This is a genomic window from Streptomyces xantholiticus (assembly GCF_014651015.1).
GTDB lineage: Bacteria > Actinomycetota > Actinomycetes > Streptomycetales > Streptomycetaceae > Streptomyces > Streptomyces xantholiticus.
Genome location: NZ_BMWB01000036.1, coordinates 19883 through 41729, shown reverse-complemented (window position 1 = coordinate 41729; position 21847 = coordinate 19883). Strand labels below are relative to the sequence as shown.

Below are 21847 nucleotides of genomic sequence, written 5' to 3'. Positions count from 1 at the left end.
TGAGGCCCGCAGGCGAGGTCGCGCCGGCTTCGGCCCTGCTCGTTCACCCGGTGGGGGTCCCCATGCTCGTCATGCTCGTCCACCCGAGCGCTCCGATGTACGCGGACGGGCGCGGCCCCGCCCCGCGCCCGCCGGCTCGCCCTCACCGGGCACGATCGCGTCGACGACCCCCTCGGCCTGTTGCAGCACGTCTCCAGGCCTCGCCGGAGGCCGCCGCGGCGGGGCAGTTCAGCCGCGTCCACAACGCCGACCGCCAGATCGCCGACCACCGCCGCCCCGTCCAGTACGAACTGCCCCTGCCCACACCTCGTGCCACGGCCCCGCACCGGCAGGACCCGTACATCCACACCAAAGCCCAGCCACGGCGCCGGGAGGCCGACGCCGAGCACGACGGGGTGTGACGTGATCCGTTGCCGGCGACCGGGCTATCCGGCCGCTGCCGCCGTGTTCGCCGTCGGGATGGCCGGGACCACCCTTCCCACGCCGTTGTACGGGCTCTATCAGGAAGAGATCGGGTTCTCCGAGCTGATGGTGACCGTCGTCTTCGCCGTGTACGCCGTCGCGGTCATCACCGTGCTGCTGGTGGCGGGCAACTACTCGGACGAGGTCGGCCGCAGACCTGTCCTGCTGTGCGCCATGGCCCTGTCCGCCGCGAGCGCGGGGTGCTTCCTCCTGCAGAACGGTCTGCCGCTGCTCTTCACGGGGCGGCTGCTGTCCGGCGGGGCGGCCGGTCTGCTGAGCGGCGCGGCGACGGCGGCCGTCATCGAGCTGGCCGGTCCCGGGCAGAAGGCGCGGGCCGGGTTCGCCGCCACCGCGGCGAACATGGGTGGTCTGGGCTGCGGCCCCCTGCTGTCCGGCATCGTCGCGCAGTACACACCCTGGCCGCTGACTCTGCCGTTCTGGATCCACCTCGGGCTGGTCGCCGTGGCCTCGGGGGTCACCTGGTTCCTGCCCGAGACCGTGACGGAGACGAAGCGGTGGCCCCCGTTGGCGCCGCAGGGGGTCAGGGTGCCGCCCGAGGTGAAGGGTGTGTTCGCGCCCGCCTCGCTGGCCGCGTTCGCCGGCTTCGCGCTGCTCGGGCTGTTCACGGCGGTCGCGCCGAGCTTCACCTCGAGGACGCTCGGGGTGGACAACCTCGCGGTGTCGGGCGCGGTGGTCTTCTGCGTTTTCCTCGCGTCGACGCTCGGGCAGTCCTTGACCCGCAGGGTGGGCGCGCGACGAGCACTGCCCGCGGGGTGCGCCGTCCTCGTCGCGGGCCTGCTGCTGGTGGCCTCGTCGCTGATCTCCGAGTCCATGCTGCTGCTCGTCCTGGGCGCCCTGTGCGGCGGCGGTGGCCAGGGACTGGCCTTCCGCGCCGCACTCACCCTGATCGGCGGAGCGGCCCCGGCGCCGCACCGCGGTGGCACCATCTCGGCGTTCTTCGTCGTCGCCTATGCGGGCATCTCGCTGCCGGTGGTCGGCGTCGGCGCCCTGGCGACATGGCTCGGGCTGCGCCCGGCCGGGCTGATCTTCACGGCTTTCGTGATGCTGCTGGCTGCCTGTGCGGGCACGTACGCCGCGCGCAGACCGCCGGCCTCGACGTGACCGCAATACCTCCTCCGCAGGTCGATGCCGGCCGGTCAGGGCGCCGCCTCAGTGCGGCGGCGGGCGGCACCGGGTCACCCGAGCCCACAATGAGAACGCGGGCACGCCCCGTGTCATCGTCCGCGCGGACACCGGCGGAGAGGAGCCCGCCATGGCGGCAGACCGGCGTACCGCACCCGCGCGGGCGGAGGCCGTGCGCCGCGCCGTGCGCGTCACGCTCGCGGCGTCCGCGGGTTTCTACCCCCTCGTGTACGGGCTCCACCAGCCCCAGATGTCGCTCTACGCCCTGTTCGCGCCCGTCGCGCTGGGCATCCTGTCGCCGATCCCCGGCTCCGGGAGGCAGCGGGCCGCCGTCGTCGTTGGCTCCCTCCCGGCGGGTCTGTGCCTGGTGGCGCTCGGGACCGCGCTGGCCGCGAGCACCGCGGCGGCAGTGGCCGGGATGGTGGTCGTCGGTTTCGTCCTCGTCTTTGCCGCGGTTGCGGGACCGCGGGCGGCCGGGGCCGCTCCCGGGCTGCAGCTCTTCTACATCCTGGCGTGCTTCCCGCCGTACGCCCCCGAGACGCTGTGGCAGCGGCTGGTCGGGCTGGCGACCGGCACAGTGCTGTTGGCGCTGTGCGAACTGCTGGTACTGCCCGTCACCGGGAGTCCCTCCTACCGGTCCCGACTCGCCCTTGCCGTGCAGGAGGCCGCCCGCGCCGCGGCGGACGCGGCCGACGGGGCTGCGCCGCCCGATGCGGCCGCCCGGTTGCGCGCATCCAGCAACGGGCTGCGCCTGTCCCGTCTGCCGCCCGCCGAACGGCCCGCAGGGCCGTGGCGCTCCGCCCGCGCCCTTTCCCAGGCCGGTGCCACTACGCGTCGGCTGCTGGAACAGCTGGCGCGGCTGGCCGAAGCCCCGGAGCGGGACCCGCGTCCCGACCCGTCGTCGGCGGTGCTGCTGCGCCTGGTCGCCTCGGTCTGCGCCACGACAGCGGCGTCCCTGCATTCCGGGCGCGCCGACGGCGAACCGGCCGCCCTGCCGCGGGCGATCCAGGACTTCCAGGAGGCCCGCGTGGGCCGCACGGCGGCCGGAACGGCTCCCCGAGCGTCCGTCCTGCGCTGCCAGTCGGCGGTGCTCGCCCTGGCGGCGTCGGCGGACATCCTGCGGACCGCCGTCGCGGTCGGCACCGACGGCCGGCGCACGGCGCCGATCGAGCCCCGTGAACTGTTCTGGTACGCGCACTCCTCCACCGCGGCACTGTGGGCGCGACGGCTGGCCGGCAACACCACGCTGCGGTCCGTACTGTTCCAGAACGCCGTGCGCACCGCGATCGGCCTCGGTGCCGCCCGCCTGGTCGCCGGCTCGCTGGAACTGACCCACGGATTCTGGGTGCTGCTCGCCGTGCTGACCCTGGGCCGCACCACCGCGGGCGAGACCTGGACCACCGTACGGTCGGCGCTGGCCGGCACCCTCGTCGGTGCGCTGGCCGCGGGCCTGCTGCTGTACGCCGTGGGCCGTGACCCGGAGGCCTACGCGGCGGTCCTTGCACCTGCGATGCTGGCCGCGTTCACGCTGGGGCCGCTGTTCGGCGTGGCATGGGCCCAGGGCCTGTTCACCCTGGTGGTGGCCTCCGCCTTCTCCCAACTCGCCCCCGCCTCCTGGCAGCTGGCCGAGGCCCGGATCGTGGACGTACTGGCCGGCAGTGCCGTCGGACTGCTGTGCGGGCTGGTCGCCTGGCCGGCCGGTGCCCGGCGGGAGGTGCGCCGGAGCATGGCCGGTCTGCTGCGGGCCACGGCTCCCCTCACCCCGGCCACAGTCTCCGCCGTACTGTCCGACCGGCCGGCCACCGTACCCGCCGAAGCCACCTGGCACGCCCTCCACAGTCTGCGGCTGGCGGAGGCGGCGTACGCCCAGTACCGGAGCGAGCCGCACGACGACTCCCGCGCGCCGACCGACTGGCACGCGGTTCTCCTCACCGCGCAGCACGTCCTGATCGGCGCGCAATGGCTCCCCCGTCTCGACCGCTCGGCCACCGGCATCCCGCCCGCCGCCGCCGACTGGGCGCGCACGACGGCCGCCCGCCTGGCCGACGCAACCGACCGGACCGCCGACCGCTGCAACGGCGGGGCCACGGCTCCGTGGGACGGCCCGCCCCCGGTACGGATTCCGGTCGACGCCCCGGCGCGCCCCACCCTCGTCGACCTCGAGCAGTGGCTGAACGGCCTCGCGGAGGATCTGCGCCGCATCGCCTCCTCCTGACGGTCAGGCCGAGGAACCGGCTGCCCGCGGGCCGCCCGACGGACGGCACGCGCGGCGTGCGGCCTCGAGGCCGCACGCCGCGCGTGCCTCACGTGCTTGCCGATCCGCCGCTCACAGGCCGCGGCGGCGGGCGCCCGTCGTCAGTTCGCACACGCGGGCCTCGACCTCGGCCGAGAACGGGTGCCGGTGGGCGGCCACCGCCGCTCGGGTCTCCTCCGCGATCAGGTCGGCGTTGATCTGCGCCGCCGCGGTTGCCCCCGCCGCCGCCGCGGCACCCACCTGGGCGGACACGTCGGTGACGTTGCCCGCGGCCCACACCCCGGGAACTTCGGTGCGGGCGGCCGCGTCGGCGGGAATGTGTTCACCGGCCCCGGAGGGGTGTTCCACCGGCAGCAGCCCGAGGCCGGTGAGGAAACCGGCGCGCGCCGTCATCCTCGGCGAGACCGCCAGCGCGTCTCGGCCGACCAGCGTGCCGTCGCTCAGTCGTACGCCCGTGAGACGGTCCTCGATGATCTCCAGCGACACCACTTCGCCGTCCACCACGCGGATGCCGCGGGCCGCCAGCTTTTCCGCCTCCTCGCCGGCCGGCGGGGGCATGGTGTGGGAGAAGTATGTGACGTCGTCGCTCCACTGGCGAAACAGCAGCGCCTGGTGGACGGAGAGCGGCCCGCCGGCCAGCACGCCGATCGCCTGGTCACGGACCTCCCATCCGTGGCAGTACGGGCAGTGCAGGACGTCCCGCCCCCACCGTGCCCGCAGACCCGGCACGTCGGGCAGTTCGTCTCCCAGTCCGGTGGCCACCAGCAGCCGGCGTGCCCGTGCGGACCTGCCGTCGGCCAGCGCCACGGCGAAACCGGCGTCGTCAGGCGCCACGGCAGCGACCTCGGCGGAGACGATTTGGCCGCCGTAACCGCGGACCTCGGCCCGGCCGCGCCGCAGCAACTCGGCCGGCCGCATCCCCTCCCGGGCGAGCAGCCCGTGCACACCCGCCGCCGGGGCGTTGCGCGGAGCGCCCGCATCGATCACCACCACGGAGCGCCGCGCCCGCGCCAGCACCAGCGCCCCGCTCAGCCCGGCTGCGCCACCGCCGAGCACCACTACGTCATAGCCGTCCCTCAGCTGATCGGTCACCTTGACCACCTCCACGACGACCATGCGCACCTGACACCGGAATCGCAAACATTGTTGCCGTTCTGGCAAATGATCTGCCTCGGTCAGGTGCCGGTCGACGGAGGACGCCCGAGCCGGTAGACACAACATGTGCAGACTTTTCTCCCCTGTCCCGACTTCGCGGAGTCCGCAGCGGCGCTCGATCCGAGGCGGCTCGGCAAGCAGCGGGTCGAGGCGCTGCAGGTGCTCCGCGGGCTGATCGTGCCCGGATACGGCTGGCGAAGGCACCCGGCGGTCCGCATGTGGGCGGGATACGAGGAGGCGCTGGTCCGGTACGGCCTGGAGGTCTGCGGCGCATGGACGGCCCAGGGACGCGCGGACACCTGCGCCGTCACGCTGGTGAACGACCTGGCCGGGTCCCGGCAGCGGCCCGGCGACACCGTGCGGTCGCAGGACCGGCTGGCTGCCGACGGCGATCTTCCGCCGTGGTTGGGCGACCCGGCTTTTCACCGCAGCCACCAGTCGTCACTGCTGCGCAAGGACCGCGAGTTCTACGGTGACCGGTTCCCCGGGGTCCCGGACGACCTGCCGTACGTCTGGCCGAAGTCGGACCGCGAGCCCAGCACATGAGGAGACCGCGCGCCATGAGCCCATCGGCCGGGTCGCCGGCCGGCCGCGGGTGTCCCGGCGTGCGCGGCTCGTCACCTGCGTCCGCACCGGTGAAAGATCGCTCGCGCCGCACGCGGCCACGACGGCGGTGACCGCTCCGGCTGTTTTCCTGGACACCTCAGCATCAGGACACCGAGGAGCGCCATCGTGTCGTCACAGCGTCCGGACATCTCCTACACCGTGCCGGGGATGAGCACGCAGGAAAGCGGGCAGATCATCTCGCTGCTGCAGATGCGGCTGCACTCCCTCAACGATCTCGCGCTCACGTTGAAGCACGTTCATTGGAATGTCGTCGGACCGCACTTCATCGCCGTGCACGAGATGATCGACCCACAGGTCGACCAGGTCCGCGCCATGACGGACGACCTCGCCGAGCGGATCTCCACCCTCGGCGGCGAACCCAACGGCACCCCCGGTGCGCTGGTCGACGAACGCACCTGGAACGACTACTCGATCGGCCGTGCCGAAGCCATCGAGCACCTGGGTGCGCTGGACCTCGTCTACACGTCCGTCATCGAGGACCACCGCGAGGCCATGCAGGCCACCGAGACCTCCGACCCGGTCACCCAGGACATGCTCATCGAGCAACTCCGCGGTCTGGAGCTGTTCCAGTGGTTCGTCCGCGCCCATCTCGAGTCCAGCGGCGGCAAGCTCAGCACCCACGGCGCCACGACCGAGACCGCCGCCGCGAGCCAGGCCGCCGACCAGGCCCGTGACCAGCCCTGACCGGCCTGGAACCCCAGATGTGGGCGGCAACCACGGGCACCGGCGTGTGCTGCTCGAGCGCAGGTCGGTGCCGATGAGCCCCCGTACCGGGCGAGTTGCGCAGCGCGTCCGGAACGGAGGTCCCGGCGCGCCGGTCAGTCGGTCTTCCGCTGCTCCGCCGGCGGGTCCGGCTCCGGGCGGAGATCCGGCATCATGGCCCCGTCGGTTCCTTCGACGGGCCGGACGGCACCACGCGCCGGGCCCCGTCGGCCGCTGACGGACCGACGTTCAGCCCTTTGCCGAGTCGCACGGTGCACGCCGGCCTTCCCGCCTTACCCGAGCGAGGGGCGGGCCGTTGCGGGCCGCCCCTTCGTCGTCGACAGCGCATACCGTCCCGGCGTGTCAGTGCTGATGTCCGGACGACTCGTGCCCCTCCGGCTCGGGCTGCTGTGCTGCAGCTACGCCGGTCTGCACGGTGAACGCCGCGGTGCGGACCTTGCCTTCGTGCTGGAAGTCGAGGAAGAGGCGGTATGAGCCCTTGCTGGGGGCCGTCGCAGTGAAGGAGATCTCCGGTCCCGGCTTCGTCCTTCCGTCACCGGGTTCGCCGTTCGGGTGGACGTGCAGATAGGCGAGGTCCCCGGATCGCAGCGCGACGAGGTGACCGTAGGCGCCCAGGTAGGGCTGCAGGTCGGTGACGGCCCGGCCGTCCTTGGCGACGCTGAGCTTCAGTTCACTGCCCGTCCCGGGCCGAAGGTCGCCCTTGAGCGTCACCTCGTAGCCGTCCACGGTCGCCTTCCGCTCCGAGCGCGGCAGGGGCTGCGGGTTCGAGGCGCCGGCGACGGCCAGGTCCGCGCCCAGCGTGAGACCCGAGTCCTTCGCCGCGGGCGCGAAGTCGGCGAAGACCCGGTACCCGCCGGCCTTCGGCAGTTCGACGCGGGTGGACCAGGTGCCGTCCTCGGCGCGCACCGGATGCAGATGGCGATACGTCGTCAGGTCGCGGGAGGCCACGATCAGATGAAGCTCCTTGCCGTGCTCACGGCGGAAGTCGGTCACATTGCGGCCGGCGTCCTGGTCCACGATCGCGAAGCGCAGCTCGCTCGCCTTGCCCGCCTCGACGCGCGGGGTCTTCAGATCGAGGGCGAAGCCCTGGTCGGCGATCTGGAGCCCGCCCGGCAGTGATGTCTCACCGCCTCCCGACTGGTCGTGGCCTTCGTGCGCACCGACACCGTCCTTCTCCTTCGTGGCGTGTCCGGCGTGCTCCGCCGGCTCCGTCTCGGCGACGACCGGGTCCACGGCGCTGCCCACTCCGTAAGCCGTCCCGAACGTCGCCGCGAGCGCCGCCGCAAAAGCCGTGATCTTGAGACCGGTGTTCATGACCTGCTCCTTCGTCAAGGCCGCTCCGGATGCGACCACACGTACCAGGATACCCCCAGGGGGTATGAAGTCAACCGGTGGCGACGCATGTCCGGGGCCCGCCGACGGGCCGACTCCGGGGCCGTGATCTCATCAGCCGCACCGCGGTCCCTCGGCCGGCGTCGGCGTCGCAGCGTCACACCGAGCGCCAGTCCCGCGGTCAGGCCGACGAAGGCGCCGACGGACGCCCGCATGCCCAGCGCGGCTGCCCTCGACGGGCGAGCGGGCGGGTCGCAGCGTGAGCGCACACAGAGGGGAGTCGGCGCCCGATGCTCAGGCCTGCGCGGCGACGACGCGCTGGACGGCGAGCAGGGCGACGTCGTCGATACGCTCCGGGGCGTCGCGTCCGGCCAGGAACTCCACCAGCTCGCCGAGATCCACTTCCTGCTCGCTCAGGTTCCCCCAGCGGTGGATGTCGTCGATCATGTTGCGCACGCACACGTCGATGTCGGCGTCCCGGCGCTCCACCAGCCCGTCGGTGAACAGCACGAGCGCTTCGTCGCCGGCCATGGCCGTCCTTGTCGTCGGGAACACGGCGGCGGTATCGACCCCGAGGGGCGGGCCGCCCGTCAGGACTACTTCGCTCACCACCCCTCGCTGAATACGCAGAGGATGGAGGTGTCCCGCCCTGGCGCCCAGCAGGGTACCGGCCTTCGGGTCGAGGACGAGGTAGGTGCAGGTGGCGAAGCGGTCGGTGTCGAGATCGCAGAGAACCCGGTTGACCTGGCCCAGGAGGGCTCCGGGTGGCAGGCCCGCCTCCGCGCAGGCCCGCAGCGCCACACGCAACTGCCCCATGACGGCGGACGCGTGGGCGTCGTGACCCTGGACGTCGCCGATGACGAGGGCCGCGGTCCCGTCCCTGAGGGGAAGAAGGTCGTACCAGTCGCCTCCGATGTGCATGCCCTGCGTCCCGGGCAGGTAGCGGGAGTGCACTTCGAGCGAGTCCAGCGTCGGCAGATGACGCGGGAGCATCGCTTCTTGCAGGTCGGTGGCGCGCTGATGCTCCGTGTCGAACAGCAGCGCGCGCTCCAGGCTCTGCGTCAGGATGACGGCCACGGCCGTGTAGAACGTCCGCTCACCGGAGTCGAACTTCCGTGGTCCGGCGAAGGCGATGAGGCAGGCACCGGTGATGTGGTCCGTGGATCCCAGGGACAGGACCACCCACGACCGTGGCGGTACGTTGCCTGTGGCAGCGAGTTCGGCGAGTTCCGGTCCCGTGTGCCTGCTGAGGTCCTCGATGAACAGGGCCTGCTCCTGCATGGCAGCCATGGCCATGACGGTGTGGGCGGGTCCGCGCAGGTGCGACAGCGCGGGGGCGATCGCTGTCTCGCCGACGATGGTCAGCCGGCCGGCCTCCTCGATGCCGAGGATGAGGTTCTCGGCGCCCAGGGCCGGCCGTGCGAGTTGGGTCATGACCCGGGTGACGTCCTGCACCGTGACCGCCTGGGACAGCGCCCGCGTGAGCGTGAAGAGGAACGAGTCCCGGGAGCTGTCCGCCGACACCGAGCCGCGCGGGGACCGGTCGTGCTCGGCGCCGGTCTCCATCACCAGGCCGAGCGCACGGGCGGGACGTCCCTGGTCGTCCAGGATCACGCGGCCGAATTCGGCGACCGAGTGCACACTCCCGTCGGCGTGCCGGACGCGGTAGCCGAGGTGGTAGCGACCGGCTTCTTCCGCTGCCCCGTGCGCCCGGGCGGTGACCACCTCTTCCGTCACCCGGGCGATCGCCGCCTGAAGGACGGGCACGTCGTCCGGATACAGCAGGGCGAAGAACGTCTCCCCCTTGCCGTCGAACGTCGCCGGATCGACCCCGTAGATGGAGCATGTCCGCTCGTCCCAGTACACGTTGTCGGCTGTGAAGTCCCATGCGAAGACACCGGCGTGCGCCGCTTGCGCAGCCTCGGCGAGCGGTGTGGCGTCGGCGCGTGCTGTGCCGCCTGCACGTGCTGTGCCGTCCGCGTGGGCTGCGCCGTCCGCTCGCTCTCCGCCACCGGCGTGTGCGGACAGCGCACGGGCGCAGCATTCCGCGAGCACGTCCAGTGCCTCCGGGCGGTCCCGCCATGCGCCGTCCGAGCTGCCGCCGTCGAGGGCGACGGCCAGCGCGCCCCACGGAGGGCCTTCGGAGGACAGGGGCAGTACATGCGTCTGCCGCCCGGCGGCGTTCAGCAGCGTGCGCCGTCCGGTGCGCAGTGCATCGTGGACAGCGTCGAGCAGGCGGTCGCTGTCGTCGTCCGACTCCGCCGGACAGCGGTGCAGGCCCGCGTCGCCCCGCATGTACAGGAAGGTCCGGCCGGCCGGGAAACCGCAGGCGCCCTCTTCGTCGATCGTCAGGGCCTCCAGAAGAGCGCGGGGCTCACGGCAACGCAGCACCTGCGCCAGCAGGTCCACGAGCCCTGCGGGTTCGAACATGCGGGAGCCACACCTTCCCGGATCAGGGACCGGATGAACGATCCCAATCTTAGGAACATCGACTGACATCCTCGCTCGCTGGGACGGATCGGCCGCGGATCACACGGCCACGCACCTGATGCGGCGGCGGGGGTCTACCGATCGGGTGACCCGGGCGTCCACCGCCCGGCGCGCCGGTCCGTCCGCCACGACGACGCAGGGTCGCGAGAAGCGGCCCACCACGGACCACCCGGCGGACGTGCTCGCCGGTGCACGCCCGCCCGGCCAGGACCGTACGCGGCGCAGCAATCGTGGGCAGCTCTGGGAGTACCGCCATGAACGCTCTCGCTCGCGCCCTCCTGGAGGCTGCCGCACGCGGCGACGCCGACGCCGTACGCACCCTCGACGAAGGCGCCACGGTCGACGCCCGCGAGGAGCACGCTCCTTCAGACGGACGCAGCGGTCCTTGCCTCGGCGATGAGCATGTCGAGGAGCGAGAGCAGGACGTCACGGCCGTCCTGACGGGAGCGGGCGTCCAGCATGAGGACGGGAGTGCTCGGGTCACGCAGGTGCAGCGCCGCCCCGATCTCCTCCGCGGTGTACAGCTGCTCGCCGTCGAAGCAGTTCGCGCCGACCACGAACGGAAGGCCGCGGTTCTCGAAGAAGTCGACGGCCGGGAAGCTGCGGTCCAGGCGCCGGGTGTCGACCAGCACGATCGCTCCGAGAGCCCCGTTCAGCAGGTCGTCCCACATGAACCAGAAGCGCTCCTGGCCCGGAGTACCGAACAGGTAGAGGACGACCCCGGCGTCGGCGAGGGTGATACGGCCGAAGTCCATGGCGACGGTGGTCACCGTCTTGGACTCGATTCCGTCGAGGTCGTCCACGCCGACACCCGCGGCCGTCAGCCGCTCCTCCGTACGCAGCGGCTCGATCTCGGAGACCGTCTCGACCAGCGTCGTCTTGCCGACGCCGAATCCCCCGGCGATCAGGATCTTGACGGGGGCCGCTTCACGGGCAGGGGAGTCATATTCCGGCAAGGCTGTCCCTGATTCTCATGAGCAGGTGGACATTGGTGGTCTCGGCCTCCGCCAGGGGCGGCCGGTGGTGGATCAGGCCGCGGTCCGCGAGTTCGCCGAGAAGGACCGTCATCGGAGTGAGGCGCATGTGCATCCGGGCCGCGATCTCGGCGACCGCCCGCCCGTCCGGAGCCGGGCACATGGAGAGGATGGCCTGCCACTCGGTGGGCAGGCCACCGCCGGCGTCCGCGGCGACCGCCGCCGTGATCGTGGTGTCCATGGTCAGGACGGTGTGCGGAGCGGCTGTACGGCCATCGGTCAATGCGTACAGCCGAGTCCTGCGGCGGCCTCCGTGCTGCGGGTCGTCCGGCATTACGACGTGGGCGCCTGGGTGCGCTCAGGTGTGCCCAGCCACTCACCGAGCGCCTGCGCGGTGCGCACCGCCTCGCCGCCCAGTTCCCCGAGCCTCGCCTTGCGGGAGGTCACGACGATGAGCGTGCTGCCCTCTCCACACCCGACGATGCAGAGATACCGGTCGTCCATCTCGACCAGCTGGCGGATCACCCGGCCCCCGTCGACCTCCCTGGAGATGGCCTTCATCGTGGCCGCGATCCCGGAGGATGCCGCGGCTATGCGCTCCGCCTGGGGCCGTTCCAGCAGGTAGGCGCTGAGTTTGATCCCGTCGTTGGAGAGGAGCACGGCTCCCTGGACACCGGCGATCCTGCTCAGGTTGTTGTCCAGGATGCTGTAGATCATGTCGTTCGATGTCGTCGTCATGGCTGATCCTGTCGGAGCTCTTCTTCTGCTGTCTGGGTTCCGTGCTCGTAGTCCGCCCAGGCGTCGGCCACCTCTTCGGGTGTCGCCGCGCTCCGACCGACCGCAGGTTCCGGTGCGCGTGGCTCACGCAGCTGCTCGGCGATATGGGTCTGCGGGACACGCTCGGGCAGGGCGGGCCGCGAGTCGCCGTCCGGCGGCACGGGCCGAACCGGGAGCGTGCTCTCCCGCGACCGCTCGTGCGTCCGACGGCTCGGCAGACCGGACCGCGAATGCAGGACCAGTTCGGGCTTGCGTTCTTCGAGGCGGCGCGGTGGGGGGACGGGCTGAGGGGGGGCGGACCGTACCGACGTGCGCGTCTGTTCCCGCTCGGTCGGCACGAGCAGTTCCTTGGGAATGATCACTACGGCCGACGTCCCGCCGTACACCGACCTGCGCAGCGTGACCCTGGCCCGGAGTTGCTCGGCGAGGTGGCCGACGACGAAGAGACCCAGCCGGTGTGCGTTCTCCGCCAGGACGGCGTACGGCGGGGCCGAGTGGAGCCGCCCGTTCATCTCCTCGTAGGCCGCGGGTGTCACTCGCGGACCGCGGTCCTCGATCTCGACCGACAGACCGTCGGCCACCAGGTCCGCCCGGATGACGACCTTCGACTTCGGTGGGGAGAATCGGGTGGCGTTGTCGAGCAGCTCTGCCAGGAGGTGGCTGATCTGGCTGATCGCCTGCGGTTCCACGCTGATCTCGTCCAGGGCCTGTCGCTCGATCCGCCGGAAGTCCTCGACCTCGGCGGCGGCCTCGCGCAGCAGGTCGGCGACGCGCATGGGTTCGGTGTGCGGGTCGGGGATCTCACCGCCGGCCAGGATGAGCAGGTTCTCGATCTGCCGCCGCATGCCCACCGTCAACTGGTCGGACCGCATCAACTGGGCGAGGAGCGCTTCGTCGTGCCCGAAGGTGTCCTGGAGGTCTTCGGTGAGGCTCAACTGGCGGCTGACCAGATTCCCGGTGCGTGAGGCGATGCCCGCGGCGAACATGCCGAAGCCCTGTCGCTCGTTCGCGAGTGTCCTGTGCCCGTCGACGGATACGGCGACGACCCGGGCGAACGCGTCGCTGATACGTCCGACTTCGTCCTGTTCTCCGCGGACCGTGGGCAGCGTGTCGGCTGTGACGACTTGCCCTCGCTGCAGGCGGTCGACGACGTCCGGCAGCGTGTCCTCGGCGATGGTCACCGTGCGTTCGTGCAGTCGGCGCAGGCGGCGCAGCACCGAGCGCGTGGTGAACACGACGACGGCTGTGACGAGGAGCAGCGCGCCGCCGCTTCCCGTGATCAGCCAGGCGACCTCCGTCTCGAGCTCCGCCGCCTCGGTGTCGGCCTGGGCGAGCAGCCCCCGTGCCCGGCTGGCGTTCAGCTTCTCCAACTGCGGCGCCCACTTCTCGTGCGCGGCCGGCCAATCGCTGACCGCCTGGGGCAGTTTCACGCCGAATCGGGTGTCCGTGTGCTCGGACACGACCTCGTTCTCGATGCGCGTCTTGGTCTGCCAGGCGTCCGAGTGGGCCATCTGAGCGTAGAGCTCGTTCTCCTCGGCAGGCAGATACGGCACGATCCACATGTCGTACAGGTACCTGTGGGCGCCGACGGCGTTCACGATGTCGGCGAACCTCGAGGTGCTCAGCTCCCTGGCCGGCCCGGCCTGCGCGAGGATCGTGTCCTGCTGCGCCAACATCTCGGCGGCCGAGAACAGGGCGACGACCACGCGGCCTTCCTGGGTGAGCCCGCCGTCTTCCGTGTGGCTGAACTCGTCCTGGTAGAAGCGCACCATCTGGCTGATGACGCCGGTGTAGTAGGCGAGCGTACTGTCGGCGCTGCCGCTGCGGGCGTCCGCGCGTTCGCGGTAGGCATCCAGGTCGTCCAGGCCTTCCGTCACCTCCAGGAGGCGACGGTCCGCCTGCTCGGACCGTGCCCCGCCGGTGGACGACGACCGGCGGAACTCGGCGGCCGCCCGGTCCGTGGCGGCGCGCCGTTTCCGCAGGTCCTCCCCGGAAACGGAGGCGCCCGCCCACCTCGCGGCAGTCAGCGTCCGCTCGGCCTGCATCTCGACCATGAGCTCATACAGGGGTACGCCGATCCGCTCACCGGCCGCCACGTCGGCGCGCAGGTGATGCGCACGGTCCATCAACCGGTCCGCGGTGATGGAGGCTTGGACACCCATCGCCATGGTGGGCACCACCGCCAGCCAGATGAGCAGCGTACGCAGGCGCACGGTACGCCGCCGACGAGACTTCGACCGGCCTCGTGACCCTTCGGGTTCTATGGGAGACATCAATCCTCGGGAGCGGGGGAAAGCGGGCGGCTGACCAACAACCGGTCAGGCGCAGTCCTGGGGAGGGGACTGAGGGAACGACTGGTTCCGGTTTCGGTGGGACACAGGGGTGCCGATCATAACCAGCCACGCCGAGAAAGAGAGGGCTTGCCGCAGTGATCAATCACGTGGTATTGGCAGCGGAAAGTGTTGCGAACCGGAGGCCGCGTCGGACCAACCGGTACGCCTACCGAGGCATCCGGCGCCGCGCACGGTTGTCATCGGTCGCCTTCCGCTGCCGCGACCACTCCGGCGGGGGAGGCCGAGCTTCGCACGACGGTGCGGACGGCCCGGCACTGGCGATATGGCCCTCAGCGGGTTGCCGAAATTTCGCCATGTACGGGTGAGCAGTTCGTCGCCTCACTCTCCGGCACCACGGGAGGAGCGCCCTCCTGGAGCGCCGTCTTCACCGAACAACCGGCGAGCAACGGTGGGAGTCGGCGTCCTCCGCCGACCGCGACGACGAGACACGACCGAAGGTGCGCACCGGCATGCCCGTGGGATTCCTTCCCCGCTGGGGGCGGCCGTCAGCTGCCCGCCTTCAGCACCGCCGCCACCAGCGGCCCCGCCGACTTGCCGCCCCGGCCGCCCTGTTGCACCACCGCCGCCGCGGCGAGGTCGCCGCGCCATGCGGTGAACCAGCCGTTGGGTTCGGCCTGGCCGTCGACCTCCGCGGAGCCCGTCTTGCCCCCTATGTCCGAGCCGACGCCCGCCATGGCCTCCGCCGCGGAGCCCGATGTCGCGGTGTAGTTGAGGAGTGCGTGCAGCTGCGTCTGCGCGGTCGCATCCAGCTTGCGCGCGGCCGTCGCGAACGTGCGGCCGTCGACCTCGGGCGGGACCAGGTACGGCTGCCGGAAGACGCCCGTCTTGGCCGTGGAGATGATGGATGCGACGTTCAGCGGGTTCATCCGTACCCCGCCCTGCCCGAGGAGCGACGCCGCCATCTGCGCATTGCTCTGCACCGGCACGGCCCCGTCGAAGCTGGAAACCCCGATCGACCAGTTGTTGAGCCCGAGCCCGAAGACCTGCTGGGCCTGCTTGGTCAGATCGTCGTCGTCGAGCTTTTCGGCCTGCGTGATGAAGGCGGTGTTGCAGGAGGCGGCGAAGCTCGATCGGAACGTGCCGTTCTTGATCTCGAACTTCTCGACGTTCTGGAACTTCCAGCCGCCGTGCGACGCGTACTTGGGGCACGGATGCGGCTTGTCGATCGACGCGAGGCCCTTCTCCAGCAGCATCGACGACGTCACGATCTTCATCGTGGAGCCGGGCGCCAGGGACCCCTGGAGAGCCGTGTTGAAGCCATGGCTCGAATTGGCGGCGGCGAGGATCTCCCCGGTCGACGGCTTCATGACGACTATGGACGCCCGCTTGCGCTCACCCACTTCCCGCTCGGCGGCAGCCTGCACAGTCGCGCTGAGCGTGGTCCTCACTGTCCCCGGCGTGCCGGCGGACAGTGTCAGCAATGTCTTGTCGGGGGTCTCGTCGTCACGCTCCTCGCTCTTTCCCGAGCCGTCGTCCTTCCGCGGGACCTCCGCGCTGCCCCCGCGGACCACCCGCAGTTCGATCCCCGCCGTGCCCCCGGCCTTCTTGCCGTACTTCTCCCGCAGCCCGTCCAGGACGGTGCCGAGCGAGGGGTAGTCCGCCTCGGTGAGCTCCGCCCCGTCACGGTCCACCGCCTTGACGGGCGGGTCCCCTGCCTCACCGGTGACCAAGGTGTCGCCCTGCTTCAGGTCCGGGTGCACGACGGACGGCTGCCACCCGACGAGTGGCTTGCCGTCCGTCGCCCGGCGGACGACCGTGAGGCGGGAGTCGTAGGCCAGGGGCTTGCTCCTGCCCTTGTACGAGACCGTGCCGGAGACCTTGAACGTCATCGTGGCGCCGGACGCCTCGCCACGGGTCAGCGTCACATCGTCGATGTGCGCGTTCTTGCGGAACCCGGTCAGCGCGGTCTGCGCCGCCGCCGTGTCGTCGGTGTACGCGGCGGCCTTCGCGGCGTTGCCTTTCTGCCACGCGGTGAGGAACCCATCGGCCGTGGCCCGGACCTCGGCGGCCGTCACCGGGCCTGCTTTCAACGTCTTCGCAGTGCCTCCGGCCGTCGAATCCTCGTCCCCCGCGGCGCCGTACATGCTGTATACGGCGCACCCCGCGCCCCCCACGACCACCGCGACCACGCCGCCGATCAGCGCAGGATGCGCCCTCCTGCGCCTGGCGCGCCCTCTCTTGCCCACTAGTCCTCCGACGTTCGTCGATCCCCCAGATCCTCACCAAGAGGTCCCCCACACTAGGGGCGGCAGGTGTGCGGCCTTTCCTCAGCCCCCGCAGGGAGAGCGCCGCCGCAGCTGGCCCGCCGCATCGCCGCCGTGGCCGCCCTCCTGGGTCCTGTGGCCGCCGCGACATCGCCCCGGTATCCCGCGGACCGGCTGTTGGACTCGGTCCGGCTGTCGACGTGCTCGTCCTGCTGCCCCTCAGGCGCGTTGGGACGGCTGTGGCAAACCCGAGCAGAAGTGACGGGTCGCGACCTTCCACCACGCATGCGAGTCTGAGTTCGTCGGCGATCACATCGGCAGGGGCACCTGCCGACCGGGACACTCAAAAGGAGTTGTGCCTCCCATGATTCCTGCCGCCGCCTCAGCCGTGCGTATCGAGGCTTCTGTCGATCCTCGGCTGTCCCGATGGATGTGGCTGGTGAAATGGCTTCTCGCCATTCCGCACTACGTCGTGCTGTTCTTCCTGTGGATCGCCTTCATGCTGGTGACCGTCATCGCGTTCTTCGCCATTCTTTTCACCGGCCGGTATCCTCGGGCCCTCTTCGACTTCAATGTCGGTGTGATGCGCTGGAACTGGCGTGTCAGTTATTACGCCCACACGGCACTTGGCACAGACCGGTACCCGCCGTTCACCCTCGCCGACGTGAAGGACTATCCGGCGCACTTCGACATCGCCCATCCCGAGCATCTCTCGCGTGGTCTCGTCCTGGTGAAGTGGTGGCTGCTGGCGATTCCGCAGTACATCGTCGTCGGGATTTTCGTCGGCGGCTGGGGCAATGACGACAGCTGGCGTTACAGCGGGCTGATTCCCTTTCTGTCGCTCGTCGCGGTGATCATTCTGGCGGTCAGAGCCAAGTATCCCGGCCATCTCTTCGACCTCCTGATCGGTCTGGCCCGCTGGGTCGCCCGGGTCACCGCCTATGCCGCATTGATGACCGACCAGTACCCGCCGTTCCGGCTCGACATGGGAGGACTGGAGGCGGTCCCTGCGACGACGCGGCCGAGCTGACCACCCCCGATCCCCTGGCGAGCGTGCGGCCGGGCGTACGCCGGTCGTGCTCGGGCGGTGGGGCGACATCGGTGACGCCGCAGCCGTCGGCAGTCGCGTCTCCGCACCCGCCGCCCTGTCGGCCGGCGTCCCTGCACCGCACATCCCTCGGCCCCGAACAGGCATGCCACCGCGGCGCCGATGCCTCCTGGTCCGCGAGTGCCGGGACGGGCGGCAGCCACGCCGACCGCCGGACGCCAGTGGCGCCTCAGCGCACCCGCCACCAGAGCCCGGCCTGGAGCCGTCCACCAGGACGTTGTGGGCGGGTCCTTCGACAGCTTGGCGGTGCACTCGAGCTCCGGGTGACGCGAGCGCCCGAGGAGCGCCGGTGCATCAACGCTTTACCTCGGGGGCGGCCCCGGCAGGAGCCGAAGGTCCCTGGCGGCTGAGCGGTGCGTCCCCGGTCGGGTGAGCGGTGTGTCCCCGGTGGGGTACGCAGCGTCGGCCGCATCGGTCTCCGCCGTGACGGGGGACGCCGCCTCCCGGAATGCCTGGCTGCGGGACGCACGGCGAGGGGGGCCGAGTCCCGAACACGGCGCTGCCGCCTTGGAGTTCTCAGCGTGCCGCGGGGCCACGTCGGCTACTCGGTGGCAAGGGCCTGCTCCGTCCAAATGATCTTTCCGGCCGATGTGTAGCGGGTGCCCCACCGGTGGGCGAGCTGGGCCACGATCAGCAGGCCCCGCCCGCCCTCGTCCGTGGTGCGGGCATGGCGAGGACGTGGTGCGGTGCTGCTGCCGTCGGACACCTCGCAGATGAGCTCGCGATCGCGGATCAGGCGCAGGTGGACCGGTCCGGCCGCGTGGCGGATGGCGTTGGTGACCAGTTCGCTGACGATGAGCTCCGTGGTGAACGCCAGATTGTCGAGATTCCACTCCGCCAGTTGGCCGACGGCGAGGCTTCGGGCGTGCGCGACGGCGGCCGGGTCGCTGGGCAGGGGCCAGGAAGCGACCTGGTGCGGCGCGAGGGACCGGGTCCGGGCGAGGAGCAGGGCGGCGTCGTCCGGCGGGGGGCCGGTCAGCAGCGCGTCGACCCCTCCCCGCCCGATCTCCTCCAGCGTCGCTCTCGGCACGGCGAGGGCAGCGCCCAGCTGGGAAATCCCCACGTCGATGTCGCGGTCGAAGGTCTCGACGAGGCCGTCGGTGTAGAACGCCATGAGACTGCCCTCGGCCAGCTCCAGTTCGACGGACTCGAAGGGAAGGTAGCCGAGGCCGAGCGGCGGACCCGCGGGCAGGTCCAGGATCTCGACGCCGCCGCCGGGGCGGATGAGCAAAGGCGGGAGGTGCCCCGCCCGAGCCAGGGTGCACCGCATGCTGACCGGGTCGTACACGGCGTACAGGCACGTGGCCCCCAGGAACGCCGCGCCCACGGCCTCGTCCTCGTGCGCCGCCGGCTCCTTGTCGTCGTACGGCCCCATGAGACCGATGACCAGGTCGTCGAGGTGGGCGAGCAGTTCGTCCGGGGCATAGTCCAGGTTGGCGAGCGTGCGTACCGCCGTGCGCAGGCGTCCCATGGTGGCCGCCGCGTTCATACCGTGTCCGACCACGTCGCCGACGACCAGGGCGACCCGGGCGCCGGACAGCGGGATCACGTCGAACCAGTCGCCGCCCACGCCGCTCGGGGCGTCGGCCGGGTGGTACCACGAGGCCACCTCCAGAGCGGATCCCCCCGTCAGTGCCTGCGGCAGCAGGGAACGCTGCATGGAACGGGCCGCGGTGCGCTCCCGCGTGAACCGGCGTGCGTTGTCGACGCACACCGCCGCGCGCGAGACGATCTCCTCGGCGAGACGCACGTCGTCGTCCTCGAAGGGACGGCGCCGGGACCGGGCGAAGGTGGCCACGCCCAGGGTGACGCCGCGCGCCCGTACCGGAACCACCATCAGCGAGCGGAAGTCGTACTTCAGGATGGATGTGCCGAGCGACGGGTCCTCGGTCACCCATGGGCTGGCGGCGCGGTCCAGCGTCCGTTCCAGCAAGGTCCTGCTCTCCAGCAGGGAACGGGTCACGGGTGAGGAGGGGGCCCGCCGGACCGCCTCCCCCACGGCGAGGCTGCCCTCCGGGCAGCCCTCGCGCACCGACGCCTGTCCCGCGCGACGGATCACGGGTGCCATGCCGACGGGTCCAGGGGCCGGTTCCTCGCCTCTCATGACGGAGTCCAGCAGGTCGACGGCGACGAATTCGGCGATGGACGGCACGGCCTCCTCGGCCAGTTCCTGTGCGGTCCGGGTGATGTCCAGTGTGCTGCCGATCCGGGCACCGGCGTCGTTCAGCAGGGCGAGGCGTTTCTGGGCACGCCAGCGTTCGGTGACGTCGATGACCATGTAGAGGATGCCCACGGTACGGCCGTGGCGGTCTTTCATTCCGAAGAAGGAGACCGAGTCCGCGCGGCCACGGTCGGGATCGCTCTCGACGCGGAACTCGGAGTCCATCACCGGATCCCCGGTCCGCAGGACCGTGCGCATCTGTTTCTCCAGGAGTTCGGCCTCCGCTCCTGGCAGCACGTCGCCCACCTGCTTCCCCAGCCGCTGTTCGAGGGGGATCAGGCGGTCCAGGGGTTCGTTCACCCAGACGTAGCGCAGATCCGTGTCCAGGACCGCCATGCCGACCGGTGCGTGGGTGAGGAACGGGGTGAGCACCAGCTGACTCACCCCTCCTCCCGGCATCCGCCAGAAGGCCCGCTTCGGCGGCCGGCCGACGTACCGACCGAAGAGGAGGGCGCCGGCCGTGGCCACCAGGACACCGGGAACCATCTCGTAGATGCCCGACTCGAACGGCCCGAGCAGCGGGTTGATGTCCTCCCACAGCAGCACCGTGAGCGCACCCGACACGATGCCCGCCATGGCCCCCGCCCAGGTCATCCGCGGCCAGTACAGCGACAGCAGCACGACCGGCCCGAAGGCGGCGCCGAAGCCCGCCCAGGCGTGCGCGACGATGCCCAGTACCCCGTCGCCCTTGAGCGCGATCACGAAGGCCACCACGATCACCACGACGACGGCACCGCGCCCGATCCGCACCAGCGACTTGTCCGAGGCGCGCCGGTTGAGGAACGCGTGGTAGAAATCCTCCGTCAGAGCGACCGACGACACCAGCAACTGGCTGTCCGCGGTCGAGATGATGGCGGCCAGCACGGCGATCAGCATCACCCCCGCGACCCAGGGGTTGAGCAGCGTCTGGCACAGGGAGATGTACACCGTCTCGGGGGCGGACAGCGGGGGGTCGACCTCCCCGATTCCCGCGAGGCCCACGAGCGTGGCGCCGACGAGCACGACGACGACCCACGCCGTTCCGATACGACGGGCCGCGGGGACGTCGCGGGTGCTCCGGATGCCCATGAAACGGGCCAGGATGTGCGGTTGGCCGAAGTATCCGAGGCCCCAGGCGAGCAACGAGATGATCGCAACGGCACTGAGCGACCCGTCGGCCGACCACTGGCCGGCCTGATAGTCGACCTGGGCGTCCAGGTCGTGCAGGCCCGGCTCCCTGCTGTTGAGGGCGTCGCCCAGAGAGCCGAAGCCCCCGAGAGCCGTGATGGCGGCCACGGGCACCACGATCAGGGCGGAGAACATGAGCAGGCCCTGCAGCACGTGCGTCAGGCTCACCGCCAGGAAGCCGCCCAGGCACGAGTAGATGACGATCACCAATGCGGTCAGAGTGACCCCGAGCCCGTAGCGGATGCCGAAGACGGTTTCGAACAGCAGCCCGCCCGCCACCAGACCACTGCCCACGTAGACGGTGAAGAACACCAGGGTGACCGCTGCCGAGACCATCCTGAGCATCCGGGTACGGTCCTCGAACCGCTCCTCCAGGTAGGCGGAGAGGCTTACGGCGTTCTCGGCGCGCTCGGTATAGGTGCGCAGCCTCGGCGCGACGAACAGCCAGTTCAGATAGGTGCCGATCGCCAGGCCGACCGCGATCCAGGCGTAACCGATGCCTGCCGCGTAGACGGCCCCGGGAAGCGCCAGGAACAGCCAGCCGGACATGTCGCTCGCCCCTGCGGACAGGGCGGCGACCAACGGACTGAGCCGGCGCCCGCCCAGGGCGAAGTCGGCGAAACTGCGAGTACGGGTGTAGGCCCAGACACCTGTTCCGATCATGGCGAGCGCGTACACGACGAACGTGGTGACGATCGGCGCACTCAAGTTGAACATATTGTCCTCGCCCGCGCGGTTCGCGATCCGGGGTGCGGATGCCGGCCCGCCCGACAACTTCACGCCCTGGCGACAAATGTACAGATTTCGGCCATCAATGAGCATTTGAGCGCACGGCGGTGCCCGACCGGACTTCTCG

The 21847-nt window shown here is 71.0% G+C and carries 15 protein-coding genes; 6 read left to right on the top strand and 9 right to left on the bottom strand.

What is annotated here, in order from left to right; all coding sequences use genetic code 11:
• Positions 1 to 62: 62 nt before the first annotated feature.
• From IE198_RS32310 to IE198_RS32300, 3 genes are all read left to right on the top strand, one after another.
• Positions 63 to 401, top strand: coding sequence for a hypothetical protein (locus IE198_RS32310; RefSeq protein ID WP_189893120.1), 339 nt, complete (start codon positions 63 to 65; stop codon positions 399 to 401).
• A gap of 4 nt (positions 402 to 405) precedes the next feature.
• Positions 406 to 1584 (top strand): MFS transporter, encoded by a 1179-nt coding sequence (locus IE198_RS32305; RefSeq protein ID WP_444545431.1) that lies wholly within the window; start codon positions 406 to 408, stop codon positions 1582 to 1584.
• 151 nt (positions 1585 to 1735) lie between these two features.
• Positions 1736 to 3820: an FUSC family protein gene (locus IE198_RS32300; protein ID WP_189893118.1), complete on the top strand. Its 2085-nt coding sequence runs from the start codon at positions 1736 to 1738 to the stop codon at positions 3818 to 3820.
• 111 nt (positions 3821 to 3931) lie between these two features.
• On the opposite strand, the gene IE198_RS32295 is transcribed toward IE198_RS32300, so the two are convergent.
• The gene (locus IE198_RS32295; RefSeq protein WP_189893116.1) at positions 3932 to 4975 is read right to left on the bottom strand and encodes an NAD(P)/FAD-dependent oxidoreductase; all 1044 of its coding nucleotides are present in this window, start codon (positions 4973 to 4975) and stop codon (positions 3932 to 3934) included.
• A gap of 105 nt (positions 4976 to 5080) precedes the next feature.
• Here IE198_RS32295 and IE198_RS32290 point away from each other — a divergent pair, with 105 nt between their 5' ends.
• Positions 5081 to 5560, top strand: a complete 480-nt coding sequence (locus tag IE198_RS32290; protein WP_189893114.1) for an MSMEG_6728 family protein — start codon at positions 5081 to 5083, stop codon at positions 5558 to 5560.
• A gap of 186 nt (positions 5561 to 5746) precedes the next feature.
• Positions 5747 to 6325: a Dps family protein gene (locus IE198_RS32285; RefSeq protein ID WP_189893112.1), complete on the top strand. Its 579-nt coding sequence runs from the start codon at positions 5747 to 5749 to the stop codon at positions 6323 to 6325.
• 381 nt (positions 6326 to 6706) lie between these two features.
• On the opposite strand, the gene IE198_RS32280 is transcribed toward IE198_RS32285, so the two are convergent.
• The 7 genes from IE198_RS32280 to IE198_RS32250 all read right to left on the bottom strand — a co-directional run bounded on the left by IE198_RS32280 (position 6707) and on the right by IE198_RS32250 (position 16477).
• Positions 6707 to 7678, bottom strand: coding sequence for a DUF8832 domain-containing protein (locus IE198_RS32280; RefSeq protein WP_189893110.1), 972 nt, complete (start codon positions 7676 to 7678; stop codon positions 6707 to 6709).
• 312 nt (positions 7679 to 7990) lie between these two features.
• Entirely contained in the window at positions 7991 to 10126 is a 2136-nt protein-coding gene (locus IE198_RS32275) for a SpoIIE family protein phosphatase (RefSeq protein WP_189893108.1), read from the bottom strand.
• 425 nt (positions 10127 to 10551) lie between these two features.
• Positions 10552 to 11142, bottom strand: a complete 591-nt coding sequence (locus tag IE198_RS32270) for a GTP-binding protein (RefSeq protein ID WP_229834682.1) — start codon at positions 11140 to 11142, stop codon at positions 10552 to 10554.
• Positions 11129 to 11494: a DUF742 domain-containing protein gene (locus IE198_RS32265; protein WP_189893106.1), complete on the bottom strand. Its 366-nt coding sequence runs from the start codon at positions 11492 to 11494 to the stop codon at positions 11129 to 11131. Before IE198_RS32265 ends, IE198_RS32270 begins: the two co-directional genes overlap by 14 nt.
• Positions 11494 to 11898, bottom strand: a complete 405-nt coding sequence (locus IE198_RS32260) for a roadblock/LC7 domain-containing protein (RefSeq protein WP_100105847.1) — start codon at positions 11896 to 11898, stop codon at positions 11494 to 11496. The genes IE198_RS32265 and IE198_RS32260 overlap by 1 nt, the downstream gene beginning before the upstream one ends.
• Positions 11895 to 14150: a sensor histidine kinase gene (locus tag IE198_RS32255; RefSeq protein WP_229834681.1), complete on the bottom strand. Its 2256-nt coding sequence runs from the start codon at positions 14148 to 14150 to the stop codon at positions 11895 to 11897. The genes IE198_RS32260 and IE198_RS32255 overlap by 4 nt, the downstream gene beginning before the upstream one ends.
• 626 nt (positions 14151 to 14776) lie before the next feature.
• Positions 14777 to 16477, bottom strand: coding sequence for a penicillin-binding transpeptidase domain-containing protein (locus tag IE198_RS32250; protein WP_189893102.1), 1701 nt, complete (start codon positions 16475 to 16477; stop codon positions 14777 to 14779).
• 382 nt (positions 16478 to 16859) lie between these two features.
• On the opposite strand from IE198_RS32250, the gene IE198_RS32245 reads away from it, so the two are divergent.
• Positions 16860 to 17525 carry a DUF4389 domain-containing protein gene (locus IE198_RS32245; RefSeq protein WP_189893100.1) on the top strand — a complete coding sequence of 222 codons (666 nt, stop codon included), beginning with the start codon at positions 16860 to 16862 and terminating at the stop codon, positions 17523 to 17525.
• Positions 17526 to 18144: 619 nt separating this feature from the next.
• Here IE198_RS32245 and putP read toward each other — a convergent pair.
• Positions 18145 to 21708: a sodium/proline symporter PutP gene (gene putP / locus IE198_RS32240; RefSeq protein ID WP_189893098.1), complete on the bottom strand. Its 3564-nt coding sequence runs from the start codon at positions 21706 to 21708 to the stop codon at positions 18145 to 18147.
• Positions 21709 to 21847 lie beyond the last annotated feature (139 nt).

Coding starts and splice junctions, on each gene's coding strand:
- IE198_RS32280 (WP_189893110.1), bottom strand. CDS start 7,678: ATGAACACCGGTCTCAAGATCACGGCTTTTGCGGCGGCGCTCGCGGCG.
- putP (WP_189893098.1), bottom strand. CDS start 21,708: ATGTTCAACTTGAGTGCGCCGATCGTCACCACGTTCGTCGTGTACGCG.
- IE198_RS32245 (WP_189893100.1), top strand. CDS start 16,860: ATGATTCCTGCCGCCGCCTCAGCCGTGCGTATCGAGGCTTCTGTCGAT.
- IE198_RS32275 (WP_189893108.1), bottom strand. CDS start 10,126: ATGTTCGAACCCGCAGGGCTCGTGGACCTGCTGGCGCAGGTGCTGCGT.
- IE198_RS32295 (WP_189893116.1), bottom strand. CDS start 4,975: ATGGTCGTCGTGGAGGTGGTCAAGGTGACCGATCAGCTGAGGGACGGC.
- IE198_RS32300 (WP_189893118.1), top strand. CDS start 1,736: ATGGCGGCAGACCGGCGTACCGCACCCGCGCGGGCGGAGGCCGTGCGC.
- IE198_RS32310 (WP_189893120.1), top strand. CDS start 63: ATGCTCGTCATGCTCGTCCACCCGAGCGCTCCGATGTACGCGGACGGG.
- IE198_RS32260 (WP_100105847.1), bottom strand. CDS start 11,898: ATGACGACGACATCGAACGACATGATCTACAGCATCCTGGACAACAAC.
- IE198_RS32265 (WP_189893106.1), bottom strand. CDS start 11,494: ATGCCGGACGACCCGCAGCACGGAGGCCGCCGCAGGACTCGGCTGTAC.